Below are 16,990 nucleotides of genomic sequence, written 5' to 3' on the forward strand. Positions count from 1 at the left end.
AGCCAGATACCTATAGAGTATCTGGCTTATTTGTGTTGCCTGTAGATCCGTTTTGATGGATTTAGCTAAAGAATGTTTAACTCTCCGGAAAACCCTTTGAATCTATATTGCAGCTCCTTTAGTTCCTTCTTTATTACCTCTTTTGCTCTATTATCGTGCTCATCGACTTCTAATATCCCTTTTTCTTCAAGTAGACTGACCAATGCTCGTGTTTTTAATATATTTAGTTGAGTATTGAATAGGGTACTTGCATCTTCATTACTAGAATTTCTTTCGTCTTCAAAAACCTCAAACTCCAGGATAACAGAATAAATTCTGAAATTATTCTCACCTCTGATGAAGGATCTCGATTTTTCTAAGTAGAAAACATTCATTTCTGTATTAGATGAACTATCTACAACAGAAAATTGAAGCGGCCAAGTATTAACCACCATTTCGAAAATTTCATATTCTTTAGGTGATAAGGAGCATTCTATCTTATAAGAACGCAGATTTTTACTTGTGGCTGAACTTTTTCTATCTTCCTGAAGAGTGACTTTGGCTTGAGGTATCAAGTAATTATTAAGTTTGACTGTAGTATACATATATTTCTCCTTTATGACTGAATCATGATGTAGACATCTATTATAGCATCCTTGCAGGGCTCTCCTCCATCGATTATCTAAAAGGTAATGAAGTGTCCATGATGTGCTATAATATTATCCTACAAATCAGCACATTAAGTACACAAAGCCCCTTGGTAACTCCAGGGGTCTTATTACATTTATAGAGGAGAGATGCAAATTGTATTATATTAAATCCCAAAAGGTGAAAGAAGATGTGATGACGTTCGTTAGATACTTAAAAGAGTTCAAGTGTGTTAAGGAAGTATTTGTTATTGGATCTCAACTAGTTAAAGACGATCCTAAGAGAGATATTGATGTATGCATCTTAAGCGATGATTTTGATTATGTAATTCATAACTTGGAGTGGACTCAAAAGAAAGTAGACATTAATCCTAACATACATATAGTTACTATTTCAGATACCGAATATGATAGAGAGTTTTATGAGAAGCATTTACTAAAACGAGTAGTGGTTTACGAAAGAACGTAGTGTAGTCCTGTAGTGGACGGCCTTTTTATCGTTATATTTATATAAATCGAGTGCCAATAACTATATCCATTACTGATTAGGTATAACTGGTTGATCTTCTCCTGTTAATTCATTAAGCTAACGGGTAGGGTTGAGTGATCAAAAAATATTTATTTTATATATATTTTACAAAAAAAGGGGCAGATGCAACGTGGATGATTTCGCTGGATATGAATCTTGGATGCGTAGTAATGATAATGGAGTTATAGGTGAAGCGAGAACGAAAGCATTGTTACTTGATAGGTTCTGGGTTTTGGAGCGTTCTATAGATGCTGAAGGCGCAGATCATATTATTCAAAGAAAAAATCCAAAAAGCTCTCTTCTTGGACCTATTCCACCAAGATTAGGGTTTATTCAAAGTAAGTTCAGAATGAATTTTGAATCTGGAAAAGTAGAAATAAAAATGGATTATCTATGTAGTGACAACAAACCTAAGCCCGGTTTCTTTTTAGCAATACATACTGGCTATGAAAATGAAAAAGAAATCTACTTTTTCACCAGTACTGAATTGTATGACGATCATTTTTTGGATTCAGAATTTGATTATATTAAAAAAATATTTACTCTAAGTTTAAATTCAAAGAACATTGAAAACTATAGAAGAAATCCATCAGAAATACTCAATATTATAACAAGAGAAATGGATGCAATTGAGATTAAATTCTTGTATGACATAGTTCAATCGAAATATATACAAATCAACAGAAATATTGATGAACCTTATCATAATGATGAAGATGTAATGAAATCTGCTAGTTCAGTACAATCTCATGCATTAGAAATGCTCGGAAAGTATGATGATATATTAGCAAATCTTCGTGAAGTAATTATTTCTTCAAATCCAAAACATATTAGAGCTTTGGTTGGAGAATTATTGGAAAATGGATTGTTGGATAATTCTATGGAATCACCTTACTATGATCTAGATTCAAGCCTCGAAAATTTCGATAAAACCTATAATTGGTCATCCGTACATAGGTAGTTCAATAATAACTAGTAGTAAGGCAGCCGTTCGAAAGACCCGACCGGTTGCTTTGTGTTAAATGATATCTAATATAATAAGTTAATTTAAGTATGGGGGATTAGCATGAAAGACTTTGCAATAATTTTTAGGAAGAATAGTTATTTTGTTTTACTAACATGTTTATTCTTTCTTATCATTAGTGGATGCGGATCAACGACAGCAACACATGTCGACAACAGCAACACTATTCCACTGACAACAGATACAGCAGTAAGTAATAACGATAACAATTCTTCCTTAATCGCATCTTCAGAGAAAGAATCATCAAAGACTGAAACGACAAAAGATAAAACAACTACAGAAGCAGCCAAACCTTCTACAACGGCTCTTAAAGGTAAACTAACCGTTCATTACATAGATGTAGGACAAGGTGCATCGCAGCTCATACAAACACCAAATGGTAAAACAATGCTTATCGATGGGGGAAATAATGATGATGAGCAGGTTATGGTTAGTTATCTGAAAAAACAAGGTATATCGAAAGTAGATGTTATCATTGGAACGCACCCAGATGCTGACCATGTTGGAGGACTGGATGCAGTAGTAGATGCTTTTGATATTGGAAAGATCTACATGCCAAAGGTTTCTTCGAATACAAAAACATTTGAATCTTTACTTACTTCAATTAAAAATAAAGGTCTTAAGGTTACAACAGCTAAAGCAGGTGTAACGATCGATTTAGATAATCAACTTAATATCAAAATGATCGCTCCTGTTAAAACGTATGATGATAAAAATGAAATGAGCGCAGTCGTTAAGCTTACCTTTAACAAAAACACGTTCTTATTCACAGGAGATGCGGAGTCTGGTAGTGAAAGTGATATGATAAATAGCGGTGTGAATTTAAAATCAGATGTGATGCTTGTAGGCCATCATGGGTCCAATTCATCGACCAGCCAGGCGTTTTTAAATGCGGTTAATCCTACGTATGCTGTCATTCAAGTAGGTGACAATAGTTATGGCCATCCAACAAGTAATATTTTAAAGAGGCTCCATGACAAAAAGGTGAAAATTTATCGTAACGATCTGCAGGGAACGATTGTATTTACGTCCAATGGAACTACCATTAAACCATCTGTTAGTGAAAGGAAGTATACTGCAGCTGCGAAAGATAAAGAAACAAACATTCAAAAATCAGATACTACAACAAAAAAGGAACCTGAAGCAACTACCAATAATAACGACGCTGCAGAAACAAAGACGGAAACAAACACGAATGTTTATTATAAGAACTGTACCGAAGTAAGAGTAGCTGGGAAGGCACCGCTTTACGAAGGTGATCCGGGTTATAGCACGAAGCTAGATAGAGATAAAGACGGTATAGCTTGTGAAAGATAAGAAGGAGGTAGGTGCATGAAAGGAATCGTTGATCGGTTTGAAGGTGACTTTGCTGTAATTGAAATTGATGGACAGACACATGATGTTTCTAAGTCCGCCGTTGATGCTTCAGTCAAAGTGGGGGATGTTGTTACTTTGGTAGAGGGAGTATGGAAATCTAACCAGGCGGAAAGAATGCAGCGAGAGAAGCAAATCAAGAAGCTAATGGATGATGTTTGGGCAGATTGATTGATGTAGGTAAAGGAAAAAAGCCAGATATCAATTTTAGATATCTGGCTTTTTTGAGCCATCGACCAGTGGATTTGGCCGCGGATTCCGATATTTCCAAGATCTATTCAATGTTGTATGGAGCAGTTTGGCGGATGTGCTGAATGGCAATAGGTACAAGTTCGTGTCCTCACAGCAGCATATATTTGCATGTTGATGATATCCGACAACATTGTTAATAAATTCAAGGTTTTATGGTATGATCGAAGCACATACGTTCTTATCATACTTCTTATTAATATATTGTTAGTTGAAGGGAGAGATAACTGTGGCTAGACACAATTACACACCTGAAGAGTGGAATGAGATCGGTCGCAAAGCTACGAAATTAGCTCAACAAAAAGCGCGGAATCATAATCTTCCGTTTTGTTATATGATAGGCGATACAATTATTCAAGAGTACCCAGATGGACGTAAAATGGAGGTTAATCGCAATGGAGATGGAACGTTTACAGAGACTCCTTACTCCGGAGAGTAGTCCTACCATGACTGTTTTTGCCGGAACCAATGGAGCCGGCAAATCACACTTAACTCAAATTCTTGACCATAAGAATAAGGGTATTGAAACGATCGATGGGGATGCAATAGCTCGGGATATGAAAATTTCGAACATAGCAGCTGGTAGGGAAACAGTGAAGAGGGTAAGAGAATGTATCTCCAATCGCCGGGATTTTTCCATTGAGACAACTCTGGGTGGTAAAAATGTGTTACGTCAGATGGAGATGGCCAAGAATGCTGGCTTTCAAGTGGATCTGTATTATGTAGGTTTGAAAACCGTCGACTTGCATGTATTACGTGTTCAAAACCGAGTAAAAGAAGGCGGCCACGATATTGCCGAAGAGGATATTATTCGCCGTTATGTTACGTCTCGACAGAATTTACCTGAAGCTATGCGTTTAGCAGATCGTAGTTTTATTTTTGATAATTCTCATGTTTACCAGCTGCAGGCTGAAGTAAACCGAGGCAAAACTACATATCATACTCCGCCAAATGAGATGAAGCCGTGGGTAAAGTCAGTTATGAAAGAGTGGAATAATACGTTAGGAAAAGTGAAGAAGGATCTTGAAGCTGATCGGGATATGCTATTAAAAGAATTGCGAAACCGTCGTCAGGAACTTCATTCTACAGAACAGCCAATACATAACTACAAGAAATTAGAAAAAATGGAAAACGAGTTTAAAGAATTAGAAAAGAGCATTGAACTGAAACAACCCAAGAATCTAAAGGAAAGAATTACTCAACCTAACAAAAAGGAACTTCGTATATTAGAGGAAAAAAAACAAATTCTTAACGATGATGTTCTAAAGCAAAAGGAAGAATGTCCTTCTCACAATGAGATTCAAGATATCCGAAAAAAAGTTTTATCTCTTCATTCAGTTGTTCGGAAAATAGATAGGGCCGTTCAAAAAGTGAATAAACAAATTACTAGTGTTCATAATGATATTCTCAAAAGTGATCAGCAGCACACTTATAGACATACCAACCAACAGCAAATGACTCATCAATCGAATCTCGAAAGGACTGAACAATCGGGTCTTGAACTTTAATTAAAATAGGATAATTCCAGTAACATAGTATTGTTATAGCCGATTTGTCTGAATTTGAGCGTTCAGCACAGTCGGCTTTTTCACAAGAAAGAGGAAAGGGGTAATCTAGAAGGGAAACTTATAATTTTGATGATTTCTGAAATACACTTAGATATGGTTTAAATTAAATCCACCCTTATTATCGACTCAATGCGGATTAATCTATTACAAATAGACCTCTTGAATGTTCTGTGGAGACTCTATCCTCGTTTTCATTTGATCATATATTTATGAAACTATACAAAATCGGATAGGGAGGTTTGCATTATGAAAAATGTCCTGGTATATAAAAAAGGTGAAGATTACTCTAATATAGATATTTTAAAAAATTTCACACACATTAGAGCTTTTCACGGATGTAGAACAAGTGACCTCGACAGCTATTACACTCATGGAATTAAACCACTAACAAAAGAACGGAGCTATGAGCAGCTTCAATATATTTTAAAAATAAAACCATTTATAACTGAAGATCAGATTTCAACTAAACTTAACGAAATTTGGACTGAACCAAAACGGGTTTGGTTTACTATTACAAAAGAAGAGCTTTTATATAGATCGGGGCATTACCTGTTATATGGTAGTGAACTTTTGAATGCTGTACTATCACAATTTTATCTCCGAGATGAACTAAAGAAGAATGGAATACCAACCATATTTGTCTGTGATGTCCCATTGTATGATATAGGGAAAGATTTTCTTAACAGCATAATAGAGAACTTAGATAAAAGAAAATCACTTGATCAATCAGCATTTATGATCCTCGGAAAACTTTCTGCAGAAAATATTATTTCCCATGAACATCCTGATTATAAGAAAATCTACGATCCGTATTAATTCGTAATATTCGTTTCTTAAAGTATCGACGGAAAGAACATATTCCCATTGAGATTCGCTATTGTAGCAGCTTTTTATGTTATCGGTACAAGTTCGTGTCCCGAGCCAAGGACAAGAACTTGTACCGATTGCCGGAATGGACAAGAACCTGATCCTATTTCCGAATGCGCTGCCTGTTAACGCGATTCTGTTAAAGTTTTACCCATAATGTTTGCATTAATGCTTGCCTGGGTTTACTGAGTGATTGCTATGTGTGTGGAAGATTAATCGCTTGAAATTAAAAACAGACTGTTTGTACAGTATCTAAAATCGATCCCAGGAATAACAGAATTGTGGGGAGAATCTCTGCATCTAGCTTCCAAGATTACCTCAATGCAAATAAATCTGACTATGAGTTCTGTATTCCTTTTTCTATAAAAATAAACGTTTTTTGATATAATGGGCATCAGAAGATGTGCTTCAATATACTCCAAGAAGGTGATGAAGATATGACAAAAGCAGATGAGTTTAAAGCTCAAAGTGACGGTGAAATAAACATTCAGGTAAGCCATGGTGAAGTATGGGCTATCTATGATAGTAGCTTGTCAGATGTTATTGGAAAAATTGAGCGTATTGATTTATCTATAGAGGAACCAGAAGAAACACCAGGTGTATATCGTGTTGAGTATGTGATGATGTACGATGATAATGACGAAAAATTGTATGATGACCAAGATGTGGTCGATAATACAGAATATCATACTCACCATGAGTTGATAGATACGCTTGCTATCAAGTATGGAGTTTCAAAGCATATAATAGATGTAGTATGATCCATTTTTATAAGAATCAGTAGATGTTCACTGTATAAGATCTTTATTCTACTGCAGTGGGCTTTTTATTTTAATAGATAGAAGGAAAAGTTCGCAGTCTAACCTATAATCGCATACCCGTGTATATACATAAATACAGGAATACAGGAATGTAGTAAAACAGATAATACGCCAAACGAAATTTTTTACCCATAGATGAAGGAGTTTAACCGGGGGATCAGAAAAACCAGCGATAACGCGGCAGATTATAAACAAAGTCGTGTAAAGTTTTACCGTAACAGGTACGAATAAATTTAATAAGCCCGTATGTATTTTTTGTAATTATTCCTTTTGCAAAAAAGCGATAAGGGAAGACAAACTTAAGGAGTATTTAACTACAAGGGACTGGACATACTTATACAAGTGGAGAAATTCAATGAATGAAAATGAATTGTTGCGGAACAAGAACATGTACTGTGATTGCCGAAAAATTTGTATAGACATATACACATAAGTTGGATTTTGTACATATGTCCGTGAGTCTGTTTAATCCCTTACTCCGTATACTGTCTTATATAATGTGTCACATTATATAAGACTATGATGGGTTTCAGGTGTATAAATGTATTCTTCCCTAAGTAGGTAACAAATAAACCACCGACTCCTTCAATTATTTTTTTTATAATTTCCCTGTTCAGAATTAACATGTAGCGGCGTTCTTCGTTTTCCAACTAGTCCGGTAAACGGGACCTCAGTCCGTGGATAACCAGGTCTCACAATAAAACCAAATTTCTCTAATTGTCGAATTGCTTGCTCTTTTTCCTTTTGTTTTAACTTGTCCATTATAAAACTCTCTCCTCTACATATACATGAAATAGGTTATGTATTGGAGACAAAAATTATGAAAAAAGAAAAGGCCGGCAATTTGCCGACCCTGTTTCTTATGCTCTTATTTCCTTATTTTATTTCAAAACAAGCGGACGATTTCGTTTACCAATGAGGGCACTAAAACCCTTCTCGGGTTTATTTACCTTCGATTGTTGTGTTTGGACATCAAAACCTTCTTGTTTAAGCAACTGGATGACTTCAGCGGCATTACGAACTTTTTTCATCGGTTTAAGTACCATCGTTATCATCACCCTTCTGATTACCATTATACACCGTTTCAAAGCATTTTTGAAGTTGGCTATCAAATCTGTCGGCTATATCTCGGAGAATATCGTGATATTCTGAATCAAACAGAATTTCCTCATCTAAAACAATCACATATAAATATTGCCGATCATGATCGTGGAACGGGCTTGCAATATATTGCCTATTCGCCTTTCCATTGGCCCCATGATGTGAGAATGTATAAGGGCTATCCGCCAAGATTGATTGCAAGAAACCTATTCTTTTTTTGCTTTGTAATTGAGCAACCCGATCTGGTGGAATAAATTTGATATCAGTTTCAAGTGCAGCCTCTAATATGTCTATACCAAGTGAAGCAAAAGCATATGTAACAGCGTCTTCTTCTGTAAAGTCTCTTTTCGCCTTTCTTTTAAGAGGTCCTGCATACTTTTTAGTGAAGTTGATCAACTTATTCGCATTAATTTCTTCAGTATCATCCTGTTCATACAAGGACCTAAGAGCATCCTGGTATTCTCTCATCATTCGCATTTTATAGGAATAATACAACTGCTGAGCGGCATTAATGTCTGTTGTCTCCCCCACGTAACCATCAATAAAGTTTAGCTTGACTGTTCCGAAGCCAGATTTATTTACGATGGAATACTCGTACAATTGTACTCCAAGAACATATGGCTGCGTTGAAACAAACCGACGAAACAGATCCACTAAAAGGTCACGCATTCGATATTCACTTAACTGTTGATTTGCCATCACCAGCATTTCCATCCGGCTTCTCATTTGATCCTTTAGCTCGTCTTTTTCTTGCTCTTTTAAATGAACACGATCTTTGTGCCAAATTAAGAACCCTGCAAAGATTAGTACAGACCAAACCACTGAGATTTTTATGTTATCAAGCCATCTAAGTATTACAGTGTAAAAGCCTTCAGCTTGCGGTGAGTTATTCGTCCAGATATCAAACGATAGTACAAATAGTAGGACGGCATATATCCATAATGATGACTTCTTCATATAACACCTCGCAAACTTCATGTTAACAGATTTCCTGCTTGTAAGCAGTAATAAATTAAGGCCTGTCCCTAATAGGTTTATGATGAATCCAAGAAGACAAAAAGTCGCTATTTAATAGCGACTCGATCGAATAACATCACCTATATAATCCATTGATTTCGTTTTTTTTTGCTCACTGTTACTTATTTTTTAAGAACCAAAATCTAAATCCTATCTCGTTAGAATTATCGCAATATATGTAATATTTAGGATTTTCAAAACTTACGGAATTCTGAACAGCTTCTACCCTAGAAATATTATAATCAAGTGTAGCGTCACTTCCATTTATTTCGACTTTAAGCTTAAGTGGTAACAACATATTTTCAACAAAAGCATCAATATCAATTAGTGCATCTTTCAATATGTATGTAACAGTTTTCCCATCAAGATTATTCATTATTTCGAGACGAAATGTATGATCAATTGCTAAACAGTAATCTTCAAGCAAAAATGGATCGAGTTGTGATATATATTTATTATTCCTAGATTGTAGATCCTCTCTAACGTTATCCGCATTGACCCTTGTTGTTTCCTCTGTAACTGATTTAAAACCCATGGAAGGTCTCCCCTTTTTTAAAAAATATTATCAACTAGTGGTGTTCTTGGTTATTCTTTGGATAACTGTAGATATATCTGACATCTTTAGTGTTTTCTCTGATTTTACATTCATCCTCCTAGTTATAGTATTTTTGTATAGTTTACTAGACATACTATATATCGGTTTATGCTTTCGTTTATTTTAAAAAAACCTATAAAGGCTTGTTTATTACGTTACGGCTCTTTAATCACTATTTTTATCTCATACTATTAATAAAAAGGCGCCCTTATTGGGACGCCTCAAATAACAGCTATGTAAGGTGTTGTAAAATTACTCAGTATTCGTATGCCTCGATATTCGCACTAATTACATCCCGGACATCAAACCATTCACCGTCAACTTTAAAACGATTGAGTTGCATGTCTACTCGCTCAACAATGCCTATCACTCGTCTGTCCTCATATTCGTCAAACAGTTCCACATTAACCGTTTTTTTAAGCTGGTAGGACTCTGCGAGAGCACGGTATACAATTTCCTCCTCTTGATCGTCCAGAATAACACGCTGCTTACGACTGTTTAGACGCATCAGTTCATTATGTGCCTCACGATGTTCAGGCATGACCATCCTGCTCGATTCCCAAAAGATATTGCTTCCTTTAGTTAATTTGTTCGCTTTCACCATAATCACCTCAATGACTATTATAATGCGAACATTAGTTCTTATGCTAGGCTAATTAATTTCCAACATATCTTTGGGAAAAGCAGCGTCCTACATCAGCAAAGGAAGCTACCAAAGCGGTTGCTAAATAGATTACATTATATTCTTCTGGAATATGCTTCATCTCTCTATTTTTGAAATATCTACATTTAAGTAATTTGAAATCCGTGATTCAATTCTGCTTTGTAAAACCCCGTGTAGCATTTGAAACTCTCGAACATATCCCCTGCATAAATACTTTATATTTATGGATTCTTTCAATCGTTGTTCTTCAATTATTTTGATACCTGCGTTAAACAAGAATTTTTTTATAGATTTAAGATCTATACTAGCTCTGTCTTGCAAATTTATAAGGCTAGCCTTAAATATTACTGGTATTCTGAATCCTTGTTCTACTATTTTTATATTACTTTGGAGTACATCAAGAACAATTGGTATTTCTATATAGCTTCTGATGGCCTCCATTTCTTTAGGCGTTGGCATGGATTTATTCAAGACGATCACCTTCCACGTACATTTGTTCTTATTATATCAAACAAAGTAGGGTATGCCAGTGGGGGATGCCGGAATGATCGACATCGATATATTCTGTATAGTTGCTTATAATCACATTTCATTTGTTATAATCTGTCTTTTCTTGAGATTATTAAATCATCTTCATTACGCTGAGAATCTTATTACTGGGGTAGGGTTATCAGCCAACTATAATCCCCCTTATATGATAATTTACTTTTAAAGTATTTTCAGGCACAAAAAAAGAAAGCTTTTCTGCTTCCTCTGTTTAGTAAGATTCTATGAAGTCTATAGCTTCCTGCATGTTGTCAGCGTCCCATTCAGCGTACCGGAAACCTGCACCATATGACCATTCATCCTTGGAAAAGATATGTAACCTCTTTTCCTTATCCTCAGCGATTACGAACCCTTTAACTTGTTTTACCTTTTTCATATTATTACACCCCTCTCAGTAGAGAAGCAAATCGGGTTGGGGTTACTTCTATTGATTCCCCAATTTTTATCATTTTAAAATTAGAGTTCCATAGTCCTTTTATAACGCTTTTTGCAAGTTCACCTTCTAATGGCATTGCACCATTCACCAGTAGTACACTACCTTCATCATTATTTTCTTTACGCAAGATATTCATCATCATTTTAATTACCTACCTTTGAGTTAGTTTTGTGTGCCTTACAAGATCTATCGAAGGTCATCAATTCGCTTTATTGCATCTTTATAGAGTGTGTCTTCTTCCGCCAAACTATCACCTTTTTTTGCTCAGTTTTCGTCCGTTCTTTACCTTATATCTTCAAAAGAACAGCTACAAAAAGATTACACCGGCACCTACGGAAAATTCTGTATTTATATTCTTCCACTAACCCCACCAATTACGAAACTAGCTGCGTATCCTTGTCCCTTAAGGCTGATAGCTTCGATACCTGTTTGCAGCCCTTTTTCTGATATAAAGATATCGCCATGAGGTACAAGGTCTAGGCACCTTAATTTAGATACTTTATCTAACAAATCTCTCTCTTCTGGAGGTATCATATAATCATCCAGGTCATTTAGAATATCCAGAGGAATATCAAAAGCCCATAACGTTTTTGCCCCGTTACTGATTCTTTCTACGTTAAAGATGACTCTATAACCAACCTTTTGGTCCTGTACTCTTAACTCAGTCACCTTATACTTCCCACTGGATAGTGTAATAACAGATCGAATCTCTCCAATAGTAAACTCTGTTCCCGTCTCTATCTTTTCTAGGGCCGAAGAAAATGCATACCACAAACTTTCAAAACGCAAGTCATTTTTATGGACCTGGTTTTTAGCAACATACTCTAATACAGCCACATGCTTTCTCACGATAAAATTTTGATACAGGTCATAACCCTGCCCTAGCAACCAACTGCGAAAATCAAGGTAGAAACCATCATCACCAGCATTAACGATACCGCCTTTACTGCTATGAAGCAGATCAAACTCAGGCACTTTGAACGATTCGAGCTTTTCTATCCATAACTTTTCAAGGCTCAATATCGTATCCTTGTCATAGCCCATCAGTATTCTTGACAGGTTTAAAAACTGCTTATCTGGAAGACAATACTCTTTTCCTTCTTTTGACTCCTCTATAATCTGCCATAGAAGTTTCTCCACTCTTCATCACCTCGGTATATTTTTTAACTCTTATGTATCAAAAAGTTGTTTCTCTCTAATTATTTATAGGATTATTTAAGAAAATGTCTTAGGATAGATTTGACTTTATCTGAATCGTAATCATCTTCAGTGTATAGATCCCGAAGACGCATATATATCTCTTCATCAATTTTAACGAGATTTTCTACCTTTTCTTGAATCTCAAGGTGAGGACCATTAACTAGCTCGTCGTTTAGAAAAGCAGTCTCGCTAGTATGCTTTGTCACCTTAAAGATTTGACCTCTTTCAGTTACTTCTCCGCCCTTACTTATTGCATATTTCATTTTCATATATCATGATCCTCCTAATGCATTTTCGGTGAAAGAATAATTCATTTTATGTATTGGTCGCTTAATTAGGCGACTTATTCGAATACAAAGCTCGTTTAATAAAAATTAGCAAAAAAATAAACCGGATGCAGGTTCGCATACCGGTTTATTCAAGTTTTTCGAATTTACCCTTTTACCGCAAGTGTAATGATCAGCATAATCAGAATTACACTTCCAAAAAAAATCATTAGACCCCTTTCCGGACGATTTTCCATTTTATATAATTTATATTCAATTCTAGCTTTTTCTTTATCAGTGATATTAGGGTTATTAATTTCTTTTTCAAAAGATCGTCGTTTCATTTCATTCATTAAAAATCACCTCTGATCTCATATGTCGTAGTTGCTTCTACGTCCAGCTGATCGACTTTCTGTCCGCTACCAGACCCTCAGTCGTATAAATCATGGTCATGATTATATTAGAGTCTTTCAATCTGCTGTTCGATCTCTTCACACTTCTGTTTTAACATTTCATATTGTTCAAGGGCATTCAAATAACTGGGATGTTGTTCCTCATGTCTAAGGATAAAACAGAAATATTCAATTGACATATAGAACCGGCCATTCGAAACGCTGAATTGACGATCTTTAATTTTCCATATATCACCGAGTCTTCCCATTCCATTATCGTTCTTTTTAAATTCATCCCATAAAACGGAGAGTTCGTCCTTAGACTCTGCTTCTAGTATAGTCAAGGCACTTCTACACACCAGAAGATCATGCCATTTGGAGAAAGCTTTTGTTTTCTCTATTTCTGCTTCAAAAAGTTTATCTTGAAGTTCCTTTTTAATCACTCTCTTTTTTTTCCACTTACCAAGCAAATTATGTACACCTCCGGATCTGCTGTAAACCAAATCTTTTTTCTATGGTTTCTTCACACTGTTCAGAATGTTGTCAAGCATGTTTGCAAATCGTCCCATGCGAACGCCAACATACCCCCTCCCCCTATACTTTAAAAAACATACCTTATACTTATATCATTACGAAGGAGGAGATATAATGCTAGCAAAAATTCGATTTAAAAAAGACGTTAGTGAAGCGTTACAAGAGTACGGTGTAAAGCGCGGTGATTACCGCGGTTTACTTAATAGAACTGCTAATTCACTTTCTTCAGGTAAAGGTAAGCATGCTATTAGAACAACACTTGTTGAGGTATTTAAACCGGATCAATACGACGTAATAGAGATAATCTTAGATATTCAATGCTTAACACAAGAAATAGGTGAGATAAATGTCATCAGTGAATATGCTAAAAACTTAAAGAATACTCTAACACATAGAACAGATGTCCAGATTGGAAAACATGTTGTCAAAATAATAACTTGGCTTTAAGAGTTAAGCTGCCATTTAGGCGGATTTTATTACTATAAACTTGAGATATCCCTAATATTTCCACTCATGTCTTGTTCTTATTTTTCGACATCCTGGGAGACTGTAGATTTAATCGCTTGGGTAATCTAATTCGCTCTATCAAGATCTGCTACTAGTTTATCAGCTTTAACGTGCAAATTCTTAAGATATTTTTCCATTTTCTCGCGAACAGACCTAATGCTCATGATACTTATCTGGGCTTCTACCTCGCGGATCTCACCGTCTATTAATTTGATTTTATTTAAGACATCTAATTTTTTCATTCCTATGCTCCTCACTCGTATAGATTACAAAAGATGAATCTGGTGATACTTCCTTCAGGATCGTAATGTTAACACAAGTTCATTTGATTTTTCTTCCATCAAACTATTACTTCTTTGTGCTCAGTTTTCATCCATAAAATCATTTACACCGTAAGCCGCCTCGGAGGCAAGAAATATCTAAAAAAGTGCTCCTGAAACTCCAGGAGCACCTACATTATCTTCAGTTATATATGATTTGAGCTGTCTTCCACGATGGTTCACAATATGCATGTTTCTTTGCATCCCATCGCATCGTGACTTCCAAACTTTGATCATGCGAGGTATTCCCTGGGTTACTACCTTTAGAGAATAGATGTTGTTCAATCCAACGTATCCTTTCTTCAGAAACAATCGCCTTCTCCCAATGAAGTTCATGGAAGATATCATCAAAGAACGTCAATCGGATTTTTGTCGCAATATGTTCAATTCTATTTTGCACTCCTGGAGGACTGTAGGAAGTAATGATGATTGTAACTAACTTACCCTCTCTTAAATCCTCTTCTTGGCCAACTCTCATTTCTACATCACAATCATAGACTGTAACTTCTCCTGCATCATTTGGAACCAAGTGCCCTGTCACATAAGGGAATTTGAAACGATAGATTCCTGGATGCATTATAATTTCTTTTTTCATATAATAACACGCTCCCTCTTCATTAAAGTTTTAATATCTTATTGTTATAGTACAAATGTTTTTCTTTTAATCGAGTAATGATGCTTGATGACTCACTAAATCAAGAAGATTGGCGGTCCAATTCATTCAATATTTGTACTAACTGACTGACTCTGCCCTGGGATATACCACTAAGCTCCGCCCATTTCTTTTGCGATGAATCGGGATTCTCTTTCATGACCTCAATCAGCCGGACGAGCGTCTTTTTGCTGCGATTCTGTTTTAGTTTAATATTATCTAATTCTTTTTTCGTGCTAGTTTTCTGAAGGGATGCTACCCTTTCGGGTAATTTCTCGTTTCCGGAACCGGGAACTTGTTTTACACATGGGCCACATATAAAATAATCTTTAAAATAAACTAGACCTGTTGTAGTGGAACAAAACATACATTCCATTGTTCGATATGTTCTTACTGTCAGACGTTCATTTGCATCATCAATAAAGTATTCAAGTGGATCGCCAATCTCAATTCCAAGTATGTCCCGCAGTTCTTTCGGAAGCACTATACGACCTAATGAATCGACATTGCGGACAATTCCGGTATTTTTATGTCTCCTCATAATCAAGCTCCTTTTTTCCTAATTATACCATATAAGATGATATTTCTTCTTATACTATTAATCTTGGAATGAAGTGTACGTTCTCTTCTATTGGGACAATAATATAGCTTAGGAGCAGTTACGGATTACTTTATATTTAGATGTAAGATTCATCGAATTTCAACAATCAAGTCAATATCCTCGTTTTCTGCTGGATATAAAAAATGTCCGGATTTCGGCATGATAAATATGCTGAAATCCGGACACAAAGGTCTTAATTGTTCACGTAATCTTAGCATTAATCGAACGTTTGATTTAAAAAGTCTATTACTTTCTGTCGGGGGATACGGTTGGCAGTATTCATAACGCTTTGAATAGATGCTTCTTGGTCGGGCACTGTATTAACCCCCCCTAGCTTCCCATTGCCTGCTCGGCTATGGTTTGTGGAATATCTATTTATAAATGGAGTCGCTCTGGCGCAAGAACACACGTTGAACGGCTGCAGGAGATAAGCCGTTCCTATTTAAGTAATGTTCCCAGAAGGAGTCCCTTATCGAAATCTTTAGGTATTGCAGGATAGCTTCTAACTTAAAAATCACTTTTGTATATAGACAACAAAGCCATCTTTTACATGTACATCACACAACAAAGAAGAATCATACTTCTTTTGATGTTTTTCAATCCATCTTCCTGCTCGGTCTCTTGTATCAAACCGAGTAAGCTTACTTCTTTTATTCCATTTATCTCTCCAATTTTCAGGTGGATTTTCTAAGATCTCTTTCCATTCTTCATTCATATTTCTCCCCCTCTTTTCTTATATATTTTCAAACCTAGCTCAGTTAGCTTCCCTCTTCTAGGAATGTACTTTATATATCGGGGCAGCCTTTCAAGGATGCCCTTTTATAAAAAAGAAGAGCGTGTTTGGAGAACTGGGAGACTTTTTGCACCACGCTGCTTTAAGTTGAATACTTTATTTGTCCGTGTCCAGAGGACACTTTCTTTAATAAAAATAGAACCTTGTAGATTTTTTTGGTTTGTCTTTAGATGAAATATTTGGTTTGAGTTGCCTTATTGGGGTGGGGGTTGTTAGAATAGCCTGTTTTTCTGATTTTATTTTGTTTTTCTAATGTGAATTTTTCATATGGTTAAAATATCACACTGTTTTAGATTTATACTTTTTCA

The 16,990-nt window shown here is 35.7% G+C and carries 27 protein-coding genes; 10 read left to right on the top strand and 17 right to left on the bottom strand.

The window, feature by feature from the left end:
• Positions 1–65: 65 nt before the first annotated feature.
• Entirely contained in the window at positions 66–584 is a 519-nt protein-coding gene (locus H9647_RS20025; RefSeq protein ID WP_191803337.1) for a hypothetical protein, read from the bottom strand.
• A gap of 199 nt (positions 585–783) precedes the next feature.
• Here H9647_RS20025 and H9647_RS20030 point away from each other — a divergent pair, with 199 nt between their 5' ends.
• The 9 genes from H9647_RS20030 to H9647_RS20065 all read left to right on the top strand — a co-directional run bounded on the left by H9647_RS20030 (position 784) and on the right by H9647_RS20065 (position 6,998).
• Positions 784–1,095, top strand: coding sequence for a nucleotidyltransferase domain-containing protein (locus H9647_RS20030; protein ID WP_191803339.1), 312 nt, complete (start codon positions 784–786; stop codon positions 1,093–1,095).
• A gap of 190 nt (positions 1,096–1,285) precedes the next feature.
• Positions 1,286–2,116 (top strand): hypothetical protein, encoded by an 831-nt coding sequence (locus H9647_RS20035; RefSeq protein ID WP_191803341.1) that lies wholly within the window; start codon positions 1,286–1,288, stop codon positions 2,114–2,116.
• Positions 2,117–2,221: 105 nt separating this feature from the next.
• Positions 2,222–3,496 (top strand): MBL fold metallo-hydrolase, encoded by a 1,275-nt coding sequence (locus H9647_RS20040; protein WP_191803343.1) that lies wholly within the window; start codon positions 2,222–2,224, stop codon positions 3,494–3,496.
• A 15-nt stretch (positions 3,497–3,511) separates the two neighbouring features.
• Positions 3,512–3,724: a DUF3006 domain-containing protein gene (locus H9647_RS20045; RefSeq protein ID WP_191803345.1), complete on the top strand. Its 213-nt coding sequence runs from the start codon at positions 3,512–3,514 to the stop codon at positions 3,722–3,724.
• Positions 3,725–4,031: 307 nt separating this feature from the next.
• On the top strand, positions 4,032–4,241 hold the full coding sequence (locus H9647_RS20050; RefSeq protein ID WP_191803347.1) for a hypothetical protein: 210 nt from the start codon (positions 4,032–4,034) through the stop codon (positions 4,239–4,241).
• Positions 4,198–5,310 carry a zeta toxin family protein gene (locus H9647_RS20055; protein ID WP_191803349.1) on the top strand — a complete coding sequence of 371 codons (1,113 nt, stop codon included), beginning with the start codon at positions 4,198–4,200 and terminating at the stop codon, positions 5,308–5,310. The genes H9647_RS20050 and H9647_RS20055 overlap by 44 nt, the downstream gene beginning before the upstream one ends.
• 306 nt (positions 5,311–5,616) lie before the next feature.
• Positions 5,617–6,186, top strand: a complete 570-nt coding sequence (locus H9647_RS20060) for a hypothetical protein (RefSeq protein ID WP_191803351.1) — start codon at positions 5,617–5,619, stop codon at positions 6,184–6,186.
• Positions 6,187–6,262: 76 nt separating this feature from the next.
• Positions 6,263–6,394, top strand: a complete 132-nt coding sequence (locus H9647_RS26045; protein WP_263621329.1) for a hypothetical protein — start codon at positions 6,263–6,265, stop codon at positions 6,392–6,394.
• A gap of 280 nt (positions 6,395–6,674) precedes the next feature.
• Positions 6,675–6,998, top strand: a complete 324-nt coding sequence (locus H9647_RS20065; protein ID WP_191803353.1) for a hypothetical protein — start codon at positions 6,675–6,677, stop codon at positions 6,996–6,998.
• A 645-nt stretch (positions 6,999–7,643) separates the two neighbouring features.
• Here H9647_RS20065 and H9647_RS20070 read toward each other — a convergent pair.
• The 12 genes from H9647_RS20070 to H9647_RS20125 all read right to left on the bottom strand — a co-directional run bounded on the left by H9647_RS20070 (position 7,644) and on the right by H9647_RS20125 (position 13,778).
• Positions 7,644–7,820 carry a hypothetical protein gene (locus H9647_RS20070; RefSeq protein ID WP_191803354.1) on the bottom strand — a complete coding sequence of 59 codons (177 nt, stop codon included), beginning with the start codon at positions 7,818–7,820 and terminating at the stop codon, positions 7,644–7,646.
• Positions 7,821–7,939: 119 nt separating this feature from the next.
• Positions 7,940–8,089, bottom strand: a complete 150-nt coding sequence (locus H9647_RS20075; protein WP_191803356.1) for a hypothetical protein — start codon at positions 8,087–8,089, stop codon at positions 7,940–7,942.
• Positions 8,090–8,093: 4 nt separating this feature from the next.
• Positions 8,094–9,116, bottom strand: coding sequence for a hypothetical protein (locus tag H9647_RS20080; protein ID WP_191803358.1), 1,023 nt, complete (start codon positions 9,114–9,116; stop codon positions 8,094–8,096).
• Positions 9,117–9,294: 178 nt separating this feature from the next.
• Positions 9,295–9,711 (bottom strand): hypothetical protein, encoded by a 417-nt coding sequence (locus tag H9647_RS20085; protein WP_191803360.1) that lies wholly within the window; start codon positions 9,709–9,711, stop codon positions 9,295–9,297.
• Positions 9,712–10,027: 316 nt separating this feature from the next.
• Entirely contained in the window at positions 10,028–10,312 is a 285-nt protein-coding gene (locus H9647_RS20090) for a YolD-like family protein (RefSeq protein ID WP_191803362.1), read from the bottom strand.
• Between the two features lie 219 nt (positions 10,313–10,531).
• Positions 10,532–10,894 (bottom strand): hypothetical protein, encoded by a 363-nt coding sequence (locus H9647_RS20095; RefSeq protein ID WP_191803364.1) that lies wholly within the window; start codon positions 10,892–10,894, stop codon positions 10,532–10,534.
• Positions 10,895–11,192: 298 nt separating this feature from the next.
• Positions 11,193–11,357 (bottom strand): hypothetical protein, encoded by a 165-nt coding sequence (locus tag H9647_RS20100; protein WP_191803366.1) that lies wholly within the window; start codon positions 11,355–11,357, stop codon positions 11,193–11,195.
• A 4-nt stretch (positions 11,358–11,361) separates the two neighbouring features.
• Positions 11,362–11,559 carry a hypothetical protein gene (locus tag H9647_RS20105; RefSeq protein ID WP_191803368.1) on the bottom strand — a complete coding sequence of 66 codons (198 nt, stop codon included), beginning with the start codon at positions 11,557–11,559 and terminating at the stop codon, positions 11,362–11,364.
• Between the two features lie 206 nt (positions 11,560–11,765).
• On the bottom strand, positions 11,766–12,557 hold the full coding sequence (locus H9647_RS20110; RefSeq protein ID WP_191803370.1) for a DUF4240 domain-containing protein: 792 nt from the start codon (positions 12,555–12,557) through the stop codon (positions 11,766–11,768).
• Positions 12,558–12,628: 71 nt separating this feature from the next.
• A complete protein-coding gene (locus H9647_RS20115; protein ID WP_191803372.1) occupies positions 12,629–12,886 on the bottom strand; it encodes a hypothetical protein in 258 nt (85 codons plus the stop codon).
• Between the two features lie 164 nt (positions 12,887–13,050).
• A complete protein-coding gene (locus tag H9647_RS20120) occupies positions 13,051–13,236 on the bottom strand; it encodes a hypothetical protein (protein ID WP_191803374.1) in 186 nt (61 codons plus the stop codon).
• Between the two features lie 107 nt (positions 13,237–13,343).
• Entirely contained in the window at positions 13,344–13,778 is a 435-nt protein-coding gene (locus H9647_RS20125; RefSeq protein ID WP_191803376.1) for a hypothetical protein, read from the bottom strand.
• Between the two features lie 145 nt (positions 13,779–13,923).
• On the opposite strand from H9647_RS20125, the gene H9647_RS20130 reads away from it, so the two are divergent.
• Complete coding sequence (locus H9647_RS20130; RefSeq protein ID WP_191803378.1) at positions 13,924–14,256, top strand: hypothetical protein; 333 nt, start codon at positions 13,924–13,926, stop codon at positions 14,254–14,256.
• 125 nt (positions 14,257–14,381) lie between these two features.
• Here the strand turns inward: H9647_RS20130 and H9647_RS20135 are convergent, their stop codons facing one another.
• From H9647_RS20135 to H9647_RS20150, 4 genes are all read right to left on the bottom strand, one after another.
• Positions 14,382–14,558 (bottom strand): hypothetical protein, encoded by a 177-nt coding sequence (locus H9647_RS20135; protein ID WP_191803380.1) that lies wholly within the window; start codon positions 14,556–14,558, stop codon positions 14,382–14,384.
• Positions 14,559–14,778: 220 nt separating this feature from the next.
• Positions 14,779–15,231, bottom strand: a complete 453-nt coding sequence (locus H9647_RS20140; RefSeq protein WP_191803382.1) for a hypothetical protein — start codon at positions 15,229–15,231, stop codon at positions 14,779–14,781.
• 100 nt (positions 15,232–15,331) lie between these two features.
• The gene (locus H9647_RS20145) at positions 15,332–15,829 is read right to left on the bottom strand and encodes an AbrB/MazE/SpoVT family DNA-binding domain-containing protein (protein WP_191803384.1); all 498 of its coding nucleotides are present in this window, start codon (positions 15,827–15,829) and stop codon (positions 15,332–15,334) included.
• Positions 15,830–16,403: 574 nt separating this feature from the next.
• The gene (locus tag H9647_RS20150) at positions 16,404–16,604 is read right to left on the bottom strand and encodes a hypothetical protein (protein ID WP_191803385.1); all 201 of its coding nucleotides are present in this window, start codon (positions 16,602–16,604) and stop codon (positions 16,404–16,406) included.
• Positions 16,605–16,990: the final 386 nt, after the last annotated feature.

The organism is Paenibacillus gallinarum (assembly GCF_014836635.1).
Lineage (GTDB): Bacteria > Bacillota > Bacilli > Paenibacillales > Paenibacillaceae > Paenibacillus > Paenibacillus gallinarum.

Coding starts and splice junctions, on each gene's coding strand:
- H9647_RS20085 (WP_191803360.1), bottom strand. CDS start 9,711: ATGGGTTTTAAATCAGTTACAGAGGAAACAACAAGGGTCAATGCGGAT.
- H9647_RS20045 (WP_191803345.1), top strand. CDS start 3,512: ATGAAAGGAATCGTTGATCGGTTTGAAGGTGACTTTGCTGTAATTGAA.
- H9647_RS20140 (WP_191803382.1), bottom strand. CDS start 15,231: ATGAAAAAAGAAATTATAATGCATCCAGGAATCTATCGTTTCAAATTC.
- H9647_RS20090 (WP_191803362.1), bottom strand. CDS start 10,312: ATGCCTGAACATCGTGAGGCACATAATGAACTGATGCGTCTAAACAGT.
- H9647_RS20130 (WP_191803378.1), top strand. CDS start 13,924: ATGCTAGCAAAAATTCGATTTAAAAAAGACGTTAGTGAAGCGTTACAA.
- H9647_RS20065 (WP_191803353.1), top strand. CDS start 6,675: ATGACAAAAGCAGATGAGTTTAAAGCTCAAAGTGACGGTGAAATAAAC.
- H9647_RS20145 (WP_191803384.1), bottom strand. CDS start 15,829: ATGAGGAGACATAAAAATACCGGAATTGTCCGCAATGTCGATTCATTA.
- H9647_RS20075 (WP_191803356.1), bottom strand. CDS start 8,089: ATGAAAAAAGTTCGTAATGCCGCTGAAGTCATCCAGTTGCTTAAACAA.
- H9647_RS20060 (WP_191803351.1), top strand. CDS start 5,617: ATGAAAAATGTCCTGGTATATAAAAAAGGTGAAGATTACTCTAATATA.
- H9647_RS20135 (WP_191803380.1), bottom strand. CDS start 14,558: ATGAAAAAATTAGATGTCTTAAATAAAATCAAATTAATAGACGGTGAG.
- H9647_RS20040 (WP_191803343.1), top strand. CDS start 2,222: ATGAAAGACTTTGCAATAATTTTTAGGAAGAATAGTTATTTTGTTTTA.
- H9647_RS20105 (WP_191803368.1), bottom strand. CDS start 11,559: ATGATGATGAATATCTTGCGTAAAGAAAATAATGATGAAGGTAGTGTA.
- H9647_RS20070 (WP_191803354.1), bottom strand. CDS start 7,820: ATGGACAAGTTAAAACAAAAGGAAAAAGAGCAAGCAATTCGACAATTA.
- H9647_RS26045 (WP_263621329.1), top strand. CDS start 6,263: ATGTTATCGGTACAAGTTCGTGTCCCGAGCCAAGGACAAGAACTTGTA.
- H9647_RS20100 (WP_191803366.1), bottom strand. CDS start 11,357: ATGAAAAAGGTAAAACAAGTTAAAGGGTTCGTAATCGCTGAGGATAAG.
- H9647_RS20025 (WP_191803337.1), bottom strand. CDS start 584: ATGTATACTACAGTCAAACTTAATAATTACTTGATACCTCAAGCCAAA.
- H9647_RS20120 (WP_191803374.1), bottom strand. CDS start 13,236: ATGAATGAAATGAAACGACGATCTTTTGAAAAAGAAATTAATAACCCT.
- H9647_RS20150 (WP_191803385.1), bottom strand. CDS start 16,604: ATGAATGAAGAATGGAAAGAGATCTTAGAAAATCCACCTGAAAATTGG.
- H9647_RS20080 (WP_191803358.1), bottom strand. CDS start 9,116: ATGAAGAAGTCATCATTATGGATATATGCCGTCCTACTATTTGTACTA.
- H9647_RS20055 (WP_191803349.1), top strand. CDS start 4,198: ATGGAGATGGAACGTTTACAGAGACTCCTTACTCCGGAGAGTAGTCCT.
- H9647_RS20095 (WP_191803364.1), bottom strand. CDS start 10,894: ATGCCAACGCCTAAAGAAATGGAGGCCATCAGAAGCTATATAGAAATA.
- H9647_RS20115 (WP_191803372.1), bottom strand. CDS start 12,886: ATGAAAATGAAATATGCAATAAGTAAGGGCGGAGAAGTAACTGAAAGA.